The sequence below is a fragment of the Azospirillum sp. B506 genome (assembly GCF_000333595.1).
Taxonomy (GTDB): Bacteria; Pseudomonadota; Alphaproteobacteria; order Azospirillales; family Azospirillaceae; genus Azospirillum.
Map to the genome: position 1 here is coordinate 1 of NZ_BADK01000505.1, position 10,549 is coordinate 10,549.

Here is a 10,549-nt window from a genome sequence, read left to right on the forward strand (position 1 = left end):
CTCCTGGCGGAGCGTCAGCTTCTCGCCGGCGGCGACGCGGATCATCAGCTCGACGAGGTCGAGGCCGGTGATCAGCTCTGTGACCGGATGTTCGACCTGGAGACGGGTGTTCATCTCCAGGAAGTAGAAGTTGCGTTCGGCATCGACGATGAACTCGACCGTGCCGGCCGACTTGTACTGCACCGCGTTGGCCAGGGCCACCGCCTGCTCGCCCATCGCCTTGCGGGTGGCGGCGTCGAGGAAGGGCGACGGCGCCTCTTCGATGACCTTCTGGTGGCGGCGCTGGATCGAGCATTCGCGCTCGTGCAGGTACAGGCAGGTGCCCTGCCCGTCGGCCAGCAGCTGGATTTCGATGTGGCGCGGCTGCTGGATGTATTTCTCGACGAAGACCCGGTCGTCGGCGAAGCTGGAGCGCGCCTCGTTGGTGGCCGAGCGGAAGCCCTCGCGCGCCTCCTCGTCGTTCCAGGCCACGCGCATGCCCTTGCCGCCGCCGCCGGCCGATGCCTTGATCATCACCGGATAGCCGATGTCGCGGGCGATGGTCACCGCCTCGCTGTCGTCGGCGATGACGCCGAGATAGCCGGGGACGGTGGAGACGCCGGCGGCCTTCGCCAGCTTCTTGGACTCGATCTTGTCGCCCATCGCCTGGATGGCATGGGCGTCCGGCCCGATGAAGGCGATGCCGGCTGCCGCCAGCGCCTCCTGGAACTCGCGCTTTTCCGACAGGAAGCCGTAGCCGGGATGGACGGCCTGGGCACCGGTCCGCTTGCAGGCATCGACGATGCGGTCGACCAGCAGATAGCTCTGCGCCGACGGGGCGGCGCCGATATGGACGGCCTCGTCGGCCATCTCGACATGCAGGGCGTTCTTGTCGGCGTCGGAATAGACCGCGACGGTCTTGATGCCCATGCGGCGTGCCGTGCGGATGACGCGGCAGGCGATCTCGCCACGGTTGGCGATGAGGATCTTCTCGAACATGCGGCCGGCCCTCACAGCGGAATGTTGTCGTGCTTGCGCCAGGGGTTCTGGAGCTGCTTGTTCTTCAGCATGGACAGCGCCTTCGTGATGCGGCGGCGGGTTCCGTGCGGCATGATGACGTCGTCGATGTAACCGCGCGACGCGGCGACGAAGGGATTGGCGAACTTCTGCTTGTACTCTTCCGTACGTGCCTCGATCTTCTCGGCATCACCGATGTCGCCGCGGAAGATGATCTCCACCGCGCCCTTGGCGCCCATCACCGCGATTTCGGCGGACGGCCAGGCATAGTTGACGTCGCCGCGCAGATGCTTGGACGACATCACGTCGTACGCGCCGCCGTACGCCTTGCGGGTGATCACCGTCACCTTCGGTACGGTCGCCTCGGCGTACGCGTACAGCAGCTTGGCGCCGTGCTTGATGATGCCGCCATATTCCTGCGACGTGCCCGGCATGAAGCCGGGGACGTCGACGAGGGTCAGGATCGGAATTTCAAAGGCGTCGCAGAAGCGGACGAAGCGAGCCGCCTTCTTGGAGCTGTCGATGTCCAGGCAGCCGGCGAGCACCATCGGCTGGTTGGCGACGATGCCGACCGTGGAGCCGTTCATCCGGGCGAAGCCGATGAGGATGTTCTTGGCATATTCCGGCTGGAGTTCGAAGAAGTCGCCCTCGTCGACGATCTTGAGGATCAGCTCCTTCATGTCGTAGGGCTTGTTCGGATTCTCCGGCACCAGCGTGTCGAGCGAGAAGTCCTCGCGGTCGAGCGGGTCGGCGCAGGGACGGACCGGCGCCTTCTCCCGGTTCGACGAGGGCAGGAAATCGATGAAGCGGCGCAATTGCAGCAGTGCCTCGACATCGTTCTCGAAGGCCAGATCGGCGACGCCCGACTTGGTGGAGTGGGTGACCGCGCCGCCCAGCTCCTCGGCGGTCACCACCTCGTGGGTGACGGTCTTCACCACGTCCGGACCGGTGACGAACATGTAGGAGCTGTCCTTCACCATGAAGATGAAGTCGGTCATGGCCGGCGAGTACACCGCACCGCCGGCGCACGGCCCCATGATCAGCGAAATCTGCGGGATGACGCCGGACGCATCGACGTTGCGCTGGAACACCTCGGCATAGCCGCCGAGCGAGGCGACACCCTCCTGGATGCGGGCGCCGCCGCTGTCGTTCAGACCGATGACGGGAGCGCCGACCTTCAGCGCCTGGTCCATGATCTTGCAGATCTTCTCGGCATGCGCCTCAGACAGCGCGCCGCCGAAGACCGTGAAATCCTGGCTGAAGACGAAGACGAGGCGGCCGTTGACGGTGCCGTGCCCGGTGACCACGCCATCGCCCGGGACCTTCTGGTTTTCCATGCCGAAGTCGATGCAGCGGTGTTCGACGAACATGTCGAACTCCTCGAACGACCCTTCGTCGAGGAACAGCTCGATCCGCTCGCGCGCGGTCAGCTTGCCTTTGGCATGCTGGCCGGCGATGCGCTTCTCACCGCCGCCCAGCCGCGCCGCGGCGCGCTTGGACTCCAACTTGGCCAGAATGTCTTGCATCGGGCGTTCCCATATCCTTGGCGTCGCAGTGACAGTCCCCGCTCCGGCGGCAAGCGACGCAATCATTCACCGGAACGTCGCGGATTATTCACAAACTTCGCAGCGCTTCAAACGACCTATTCGCAAAAAGGTGCGAAGTTGCGAAGCCCTTTGCAATTGCGGCTCAGCGCTTGCTAAGATTGCGAAGAGCGGCGGATTTCCAAGAGCGCCGCCGTGCAGGACTTTATACGTATGCAAAAGAAATTGTTCCTTGGCTACAAGCTGCGCCGCCTGCGCGAACAGCGCGGCCTGACCCAGGCGTCGCTTGCCAAGACGCTGGAGCTTTCTCCCAGCTATCTCAACCAGTTGGAGAACAACCAGCGCCCGCTGACCCTGCCGGTGCTGATGCGGATCGCCGCCACCTTCGAGCTGGAGCTGTCCGCCTTCCTGGAGGACGAGGACAGCCGGCTGGTCTCCGACCTGCGGGAGGCGCTGGCCGACCCGCTGTTCGCCGGCGCGCCCTTGACCGCGGCGGAGTTGCGCAGCGTGGTCGGATCCAGCCCGGAGCTGGCCCGCCGGGTGCTCAGTCTGCATCAGGCCTATCAGAAGCTGCACGAACGGGTGCAGTCGCTGACCGACAGCCTGTCCAACAGCGAACAGGGAGATAGCTTCGCCGGACCGCAATTCCCCTACGAGGAGGTGCGGGACTATTTCCACTACTGCAACAACTACATCGGTCCGCTGGACGAGGCGGCGGAGCGGCTGTGGGACAGCGAGAAAATCCATTCCGGCTCGCTGCTGAACGAGCTGGCCGCCTATCTGAAACGCCGCCATGACGTGCGGGTGAAGATCGTCGCCGACGAGGCGGGCGAGACCGCCATGCGCAGCTACGACGCCTCGACCGGCACGCTGCGGCTGTCGGCTCTGCTGACCAGCTCCAGCCGCGCCTTCCACATGGCGAACCAGATCGCCCTGCTGGAATTCGGCGACCAGATCGACGAGCTGGTCGATCAGGCGAAATTCTCCAGCGAGGACGCGCGCTCGATCTGCCGGGTCGGGCTCGCCAATTACTTCGCCGGGGCGCTGGTGCTGCCCTACCGTGCCTTCGCCGCCCAGGCCCGCGCCCTGCGCCACGATGTGGAGCAGTTGCAAAGCCGCTTCTCCGCCAGCTTCGAGCAGGTCTGCCACCGGCTGTCGACGCTGCAGCGGCCGGGCGCGCGCGGCCTGCCCTTCTATTTCGTCCGCGTCGACATGGCGGGCAACATCACCAAGCGCCACTCCGCCACCCGCTTCCACTTCGCCCGCTTCGGCGGTGCCTGCCCGCTGTGGAATGTGCACGAGGCCTTCGCCCAGCCCGGCAAGATCCTGGTGCAGTTCGCCCAGATGCCCGACCGCACCGCCTATATCGGCATCGCCCGCACCGTGACCAAGCGGGGCGGTGCCTATCTGAAGCCGTCGCGGCAGTTCGCGGTCGGGCTGGGCTGCGAGGCCGCCCACGCGCCCGAGCTGGTCTATGCCGCCGGCATCGACATCACCGACCTGAAGGCGGCGGTGCCGATCGGCGTGAACTGCCGCCTGTGCGAACGCACCGACTGCCAGCAGCGCGCCTTCCCGCCCATCGGCAGCGAATTGCGGGTCAACGAACATCACCGCAGCTTCGTTCCCTACCTCTTCAACCCACCGGACGCGCCGAGCCGGTAAAATTGCGATCCTTGCGAGCATGGGGTTGGCCCGCGACTTGCTGAGAACCGGTCGCAAGATCGGAAAGGCTGTGCCTTTGGGCATTTCTCCGGCCGATCGCTGCAAGCTGCTTCGCATTTTGCCAATGGCGGGCCATGGACGGCGACAATCTGCATAACGCCCCCAACCGGCGGGGGACGGCCTTCGCACCCGAGGCGCTGGCCCGCATGCTGTCGGTATCGACCGCGGCGCTGGCGCAAGGGCGCGGCATCGCGCTGGAGGTCGGCGTGCTGAACGGAACGCCGCCGCGGCTGGTGGGCGAGGCGGAGACCGTCGCCGCGCTGTGCAACGCGCTGGCCGCCAGCGCCATCGCCAGTGCCGGCCCCGGCCGGCTCGACGTCCGCCTGTCGGCCCTGCCGGCGGGGGGAGAGCAGGTGATCCTGCGAACCGAACTGACCGGCCGCTTCGAGACCCAGGGCGAGGATGGCTTCCGGCACGAACTCGCCCGCCGACTGCTCGCAGCGTTGGGGGCGCAGATGACCGTCGATCATGGAACCGACGGCCTCCGGCGGGCCGTGCTGGACATTCCGGTCGCCCTTCCCTCGCGCACCACCGATGCCGAGCGCCTGATGAGCTGGGCGCGCGCCCGCGGCGGCCGGCTGCTGGTGGTGGACGACAGCGCCACCAACCGCATGGTGGTCGCCGGCCTGCTCGCCAAGGCCGGCTTCTCGGTCGAGACGGCCAATGGCGGGGCGGAAGCGGTGGAAGCGGTCACCCAGGCGCCGATGCCGCCCGAGGCGGTGCTGATGGATGTCGCCATGCCCGACATGGACGGGGTGATGGCAACCGCCAGCATCCGGCGGCTGAGCGACGAGCGGGCCCGCATCCCGATCATCGCCGTCACCGCCAACGCCCAGCCGGAAGACCGCGTGCGCTGTCTGGCCGCCGGGATGAACGACTATCTGACCAAGCCGGTCCGCCGCGCCGACCTGCTGGCCGCCCTGGAGCGCTGGCTGGCCCCGCAGCCGGCTTGACCGGCAGGCGCGATCAGAACGATGAGTCCGGCTCCTTCAGGAAAGCCTCCTCCTCCGGCGTGCTGGGACGGCCGAGGATTGCGTTGCGGTGGGGAAAGCGGCCGAACCGCCCGATGATGTCGCGGTGGTGCCGGGCATAGCGCAGCGTCTCCTCGTCGCCCACCCGCTCGGTGAACAGGGCGACGGAGCGCTCCTGGCTCGCCGGATCCTCGTGATGCTCATAGGGCAGGTAGAGGAAAATCCGCTCGTCGGTGGTGCATTCCAGGTCGAAACCGTTGGCGACGGCATGGTCGCTCACGCCCCGTGCCTTGGCGTCGGTGGCGAAGGCGCGCGGATCGTCACGGAACATGTTGCGCGGCACCTGATCGAGCAGCACGCACAGCGCGATGCAGCCGTCGACATCGTCGATCCAATGGTCGTACTCGCCGCGGGCCGCCGCCGCGTGATGCGGCCCCAGCGTGTCGGCAACCGCCCGGTCGAAGCTGGCCGACCTGCGGAACCAATAGGGCTTCATCGCCTCGTCGAACCAGAAATCGACGATCTCGTCGATCAGACTGTCCACCATCGTCTTCTCCACATCCGTTTACGACGCCCGACGACCCGTACCCCACAAACAGGAACAGGGCGCCCGATGGGGCGCCCTGTCCATGTCCTAAATCACCTCACCGACCCTGCGGGCTCAGTGCAGCGTGCTCCACAGCTTGCGCTTGGTGGCGTACATCAGGCCAGCCAGCACCAACAGGAACAGGATGACCTTGACGCCCATCTGCTTGCGGGCATCCAGGTGCGGTTCCGCGACGAAGGTCAGGAAGGTCGCCACATCGTGCGCCTCCTGCTCCACCGTCGCCTTGGTACCGTCGGCATAGGTCACGCCGTCAGGCTGCAGGATGTTCGGCATGCCGACCTGATGGCCGGGGAACACCTTGTTGTAGTTCATGCCGTCCATCAGATGGACGTCGGCCGGCGGCTCCTCGAACCCGGTGAGGAAGGCGTAGATGTAATCCTCGCCACCGACACGGGCCTTCGCCATCAGCGACAGGTCGGGCGGCAGGGCGCCGTTGTTCGACGCACGGGCCGCCTGGTCGTTGGGGAACGGCGACGGGAAGCGGTCGGCCGGCAGGCCCGGACGCTTGAACATCTCGCCGGCGTCGTTCGGGCCAGCCGTCATCTCGTAGCCGGCGGCGATGCCCTTCAGCTCGTCTTCCGTGAAGCCGATGCCGGCCAGCGTGCGGATCGGCACCAGACGCATGGAATGGCAGGCCGAGCAGACTTCCTTGTAGATCTGGAAGCCGCGCTGCGCCGCCGCCTTGTCGATGGTGCCGAAGATGCCGGCATGCGGCCAGTTCTGCTTGGGGATGTGCACGCCTTCGGAGGCCTGCGCGGCCCCGGCGATGCCGAGAGCCAGCGCCGCCGAAAGGATTGCAGTCTTCAACGCGCGCATCAGGCCTTCTCCATCGGCTTGGCATGGGCGCCGGCGGCGATGCCACCCCCGCCCTTCAGAACGGACTCGGAGATGCTGTTGGGAAGCGGACGCGTGCGCTCCAGCTTGCCCAGCACCGGCAGCAGGACCAGGAAGTGGAAGAAGTAGTAGAAGGTGCCGACACGCGCGATCAGCAGCCAGGACCCCTCGGCCGGCTGCGAACCGGCATAGCCCAGGATCAGGGCATCGATGGCCAGGATCCAGAAGAACTGGCGGTAGACCGGGCGGAACTTGCAGCTGCGCACCTTGGAGCGGTCGAGCCACGGCAGGAAGGCCAGCAGCGCGATCGAGCCGAACATCGCCAGCACGCCGCCCAGCTTGTCCGGGATCGCGCGCAGCATGGCGTAGAAGGGCAGGAAGTACCATTCCGGCACGATGTGCGCCGGGGTCACCAGCGGGTTGGCCGGAATGTAGTTGTCCGGATGGCCCATGTAGTTCGGCATGAAGAACACGAACGCCGCGTAGACGATCAGGAAGATCACCACGGCGAAGCCGTCCTTGACCGTGACGTACGGGTTGAACGGGACGGTGTCCTGCGGACCCTTGGCGTCGATGCCGAGCGGGTTGTTCGAGCCGCAGACATGCAGCGCCGCCGTGTGCAGGATCACCAGACCCAGCAGGACGAAGGGCAGCAGGAAGTGCAGCGCGAAGAAGCGGTTCAGCGTCGGGTTGTCGACCGAGAAGCCGCCCCACAGCAGCGTCACGATCGGGTCGCCGACGATCGGGAAGGCCGAGAACAGGTTGGTGATGACGGTGGCGCCCCAGAAGCTCATCTGGCCCCAGGGCAGCACATAGCCCATGAAGGCGGTGCCCATCATGACGAGGAAGATGATGACGCCGAGGATCCACAGGATCTCGCGCGGGGCCTTGTAGGAGCCGTAATAGAGCGCGCGGAACATGTGGATGTAGACGGCGATGAAGAACATCGACGCGCCATTGGCGTGGACATAGCGGATCAGCCAGCCGTAATTCACGTCGCGCATGATGCGCTCGACCGAGTCGAAGGCCAGCGAGGTGTGGGACGAGTACTGCATCGCCAGGAACAGGCCGGTGGCGATCATGATCATCAGCATGATGCCGGCAATCGCACCGAACGCCCACAGATAGTTGACGTTCCGCGGCATCGGGTAATGGTTGTACTCGTGATCCAGCATCGTGAAGATCGGCAGGCGGCTGTCGATCCAGTTCACGACCGGATTCTTGAACTTGGTGGCTTGAACCTGAGCCATCTCGGGGGTCTCCAGAACCGTTGGGCCGCGTTAACCGAGCCGGATCTTGGTATCGCCGGTGAAGGCGTACGTCGGAAGGACAAGGTTGGCGGGGGCCGGGCCCTTGCGGATGCGCCCAGCGGTGTCGTAGTGCGAGCCGTGGCAGGGGCAGAACCACCCGCCATAGTCGCCGCGCGGATCGGTGACCTTCTGCCCGAGCGGCACACAGCCGAGATGCGTGCAGATGCCGATGACGATCAGCCATTCAGGCTTCTTCACACGGGCATCGTCGGCGACCGGATCGCGCAGGTCGCCCAGATTGACCGTCTTGGCGGACTCGATCTCCTCGGCGGTGCGGTGGCGGACAAAGACAGGCTTTCCGCGCCAGGTGACCGTGATCGCCTGACCGACGGCCACAGGGGCCAGATCGACGTCGATGGAGGCAAGCGCCAGGGTATCGGCCGCCGGGTTCAGGCTGTCGATGAAGGGCCAGGCCGCCGAGGCCGCCCCCACGACGCCGGCCGCGGCGGTGGCAAGATACAGAAAATCGCGGCGGGAACCCCCCTCGCCGCCGGAGGCCGCGTGGCCACCCGTCCCGGGCGGATGCGTGGTCTGAGCCATAAGCCTGTTTCTCCTCAAGGCATGCCCGACGCCCTTTGCCCGCGCCGGACGACCGATGGACCGTAATTACTGCATGACACGGCAAGCCTGCCCGCCGGAAGGAAAACCCTCAGGCACGCCGCGTCCGTCCGGAGTGGGTATCTCCAGCTTCGAGCCTGCGGTATACCGTCGCGTCGACATCTTGAAAAGTCCTTGGCCGGGAGACAATTTGTCGCGTGTGTCGGGGCTGACTATTTGTATGCAAAACAAACACTTTGAGGCAAGACCCGCTTTGCGTCTCGTCCTGTTCGAACCCGATATTCCGCAGAACACCGGCACCCTGATGCGACTCGCGGCAGGGCTGGGTGTGGCTCTCGACCTGATCGAACCTTGCGGATTCCTGCTCGACGACCGCCGACTCCGGCGCGCGGGCATGGACTATCTCGATCATCTCGACTGGACCCGCCACAGCTCCTGGGCCGCCTACCGCGCAACACCTCAAACGGGGCGGCTGGTTCTGCTGACCACGCGGGCGGCGATTCCCTACACCGGTTTCCGCTTCGCTCCCGGCGACCGCATCCTGGTCGGCCGCGAGAGCGCCGGGGTGCCGGACGAGGTCCATGACGCCGCCGATGCCCGGCTGGTGATCCCGATGGTGCCGCCCGCCCGCTCCTTGAACGTTGCGATCAGCGCGGCGATGGTGTTGGGTGAGGCTCTGCGGCAGACCGCCGCACAAGAGATGCGGCAAGCCGCCGGACAGGAAACGCCATGACCGCCGCCCCCATGACCGCCGCCCCCGGTGTCATCGAAGACCGCAAGGCCCGCGCCGCCGCCTGGTTCAAGGAGCTGCGCGACCGCATCTGCGCCGCCTTCGAGGCGCTGGAGGACGAGTTGACCGGGCCCCATGCCGACCTGCCCGCCGGCCGGTTCGAGCGCAAGAGCTGGACCCGCCCCGACCATGGCGGCGGAGAGGGTGGCGGCGGCACCATGTCGGTGATGAAGGGCCGGGTGTTCGAGAAGGTCGGGGTCAACATCTCGACCGTCCACGGCACCTTCAGCCCGGAGTTCCGCGCCAACATCCCCGGTGCGGCGGAAACCGGCGAGTTCTGGGCGGCGGGGATCAGTCTGGTGGCGCACATGCGCTCGCCGTTGGTTCCGGCGACGCACATGAACACCCGCCACATCGTGACCACCCAGGGCTGGTTCGGCGGCGGCGCCGACCTCACGCCGATGGTGCCGGACGAGCAGGACACCGCAGATTTCCACGCCGGCCTCCGCGCCGCCTGCGACCGCCACGACCCGGATTATTACCTGCGATACAAGGAGTGGTGCGACCGCTATTTCTACCTGCCCCACCGGGGCGAGGCGCGCGGCGTCGGCGGCATCTTCTACGACCAGCTCGATTCGGGGGATTGGGAGGCGGATTTCGCCTTCACCCGCGATGTCGGAACCGCCTTTCTCGACAGCTACGCCGCACTGGTCCGCCGGCACATGAACCGCCCCTGGACCGCCGAACAGCGCGAGCACCAGTTGATCCGCCGCGGCCGCTATGTCGAGTTCAACCTGCTCTACGACCGCGGCACCACCTTCGGCCTGAAGACCGGCGGCAACACCGAGGCGATCCTGATGAGCCTGCCGCCGGAAGTGAAGTGGCCGTGATCCGGCGGCCGGCCTAGCGGCGCTGGCTCACCTGCAGCCAGGGCGCCCAGGCCTGCCGCACCATCTCGCCCCAAAGCCGCATCGGCGCCATCCACAGCTCGGCCATCCCGGCGGCCGACGCCATCGGGTTGGCGCCGGGCTTGCCAGCACCGGGGCCGGCCAGCAGCAGCGGGTTCATCATGGCGGGGGCCAGCAGCGCGGCGACCGCGTCGAAGGACGGCGTGGCGCGCAGCTGGATGGCGATGACCTCCGCCCCGTCCTCCCCGGCTTCGCGGTGGCGGATCTGGATTTCCAGGTTCGGCAGATGGGCGGTCAGAATCGTCTCGTCCGGCTTGCGGTCCATGGTCTGGCGCTCCAATCGGGATCTGGTCGGGGACGGGTTGGGAT

General features: G+C 66.6%; 11 protein-coding genes. 4 read left to right on the forward strand and 7 right to left on the reverse strand.

From position 1 onward, the window contains the following. Nucleotides 1-978, reverse strand: a 978-nt coding sequence (locus tag I71_RS15115; protein WP_042695676.1) for an acetyl/propionyl/methylcrotonyl-CoA carboxylase subunit alpha, incomplete at its 3' end; no start/stop codon positions are given. An 11-nt stretch (nt 979-989) separates the two neighbouring features. Then, nucleotides 990-2,522 carry an acyl-CoA carboxylase subunit beta gene (locus I71_RS15120; protein WP_042695677.1) on the reverse strand — a complete coding sequence of 511 codons (1,533 nt, stop codon included), beginning with the start codon at nt 2,520-2,522 and terminating at the stop codon, nt 990-992. Between the two features lie 231 nt (nt 2,523-2,753). Here I71_RS15120 and I71_RS15125 point away from each other — a divergent pair, with 231 nt between their 5' ends. Both I71_RS15125 and I71_RS15130 read left to right on the forward strand, forming a co-directional pair. After that, a complete protein-coding gene (locus I71_RS15125; RefSeq protein WP_042695678.1) occupies nt 2,754-4,202 on the forward strand; it encodes a short-chain fatty acyl-CoA regulator family protein in 1,449 nt (482 codons plus the stop codon). A 134-nt stretch (nt 4,203-4,336) separates the two neighbouring features. Continuing rightward, nucleotides 4,337-5,215 (forward strand): response regulator, encoded by an 879-nt coding sequence (locus I71_RS15130; RefSeq protein ID WP_042695679.1) that lies wholly within the window; start codon nt 4,337-4,339, stop codon nt 5,213-5,215. A 13-nt stretch (nt 5,216-5,228) separates the two neighbouring features. Here the strand turns inward: I71_RS15130 and I71_RS15135 are convergent, their stop codons facing one another. The 4 genes from I71_RS15135 to petA form a co-directional block, all read right to left on the reverse strand. Further along, the gene (locus I71_RS15135; RefSeq protein WP_042695680.1) at nt 5,229-5,780 is read right to left on the reverse strand and encodes a DUF924 family protein; all 552 of its coding nucleotides are present in this window, start codon (nt 5,778-5,780) and stop codon (nt 5,229-5,231) included. A 114-nt stretch (nt 5,781-5,894) separates the two neighbouring features. Beyond that, entirely contained in the window at nt 5,895-6,656 is a 762-nt protein-coding gene (locus I71_RS15140; RefSeq protein WP_042695681.1) for a cytochrome c1, read from the reverse strand. Further along, a complete protein-coding gene (locus I71_RS15145) occupies nt 6,656-7,924 on the reverse strand; it encodes a cytochrome b N-terminal domain-containing protein (RefSeq protein WP_042695682.1) in 1,269 nt (422 codons plus the stop codon). The genes I71_RS15140 and I71_RS15145 overlap by 1 nt, the downstream gene beginning before the upstream one ends. A gap of 30 nt (nt 7,925-7,954) precedes the next feature. Then, nucleotides 7,955-8,524 (reverse strand): ubiquinol-cytochrome c reductase iron-sulfur subunit, encoded by a 570-nt coding sequence (petA, locus tag I71_RS15150; RefSeq protein WP_042695683.1) that lies wholly within the window; start codon nt 8,522-8,524, stop codon nt 7,955-7,957. Between the two features lie 271 nt (nt 8,525-8,795). Between petA and I71_RS15155 the strand changes: the two genes are divergently transcribed. Both I71_RS15155 and hemF read left to right on the forward strand, forming a co-directional pair. Beyond that, complete coding sequence (locus tag I71_RS15155; RefSeq protein WP_199902189.1) at nt 8,796-9,275, forward strand: tRNA (cytidine(34)-2'-O)-methyltransferase; 480 nt, start codon at nt 8,796-8,798, stop codon at nt 9,273-9,275. Beyond that, nucleotides 9,272-10,162: an oxygen-dependent coproporphyrinogen oxidase gene (hemF, locus tag I71_RS15160; protein ID WP_083897183.1), complete on the forward strand. Its 891-nt coding sequence runs from the start codon at nt 9,272-9,274 to the stop codon at nt 10,160-10,162. The genes I71_RS15155 and hemF overlap by 4 nt, the downstream gene beginning before the upstream one ends. A gap of 13 nt (nt 10,163-10,175) precedes the next feature. Here hemF and I71_RS15165 read toward each other — a convergent pair. Then, a partial coding sequence (locus I71_RS15165) for a hypothetical protein (RefSeq protein ID WP_244433854.1) occupies nt 10,176-10,549 on the reverse strand: 374 nt, incomplete at its 5' end.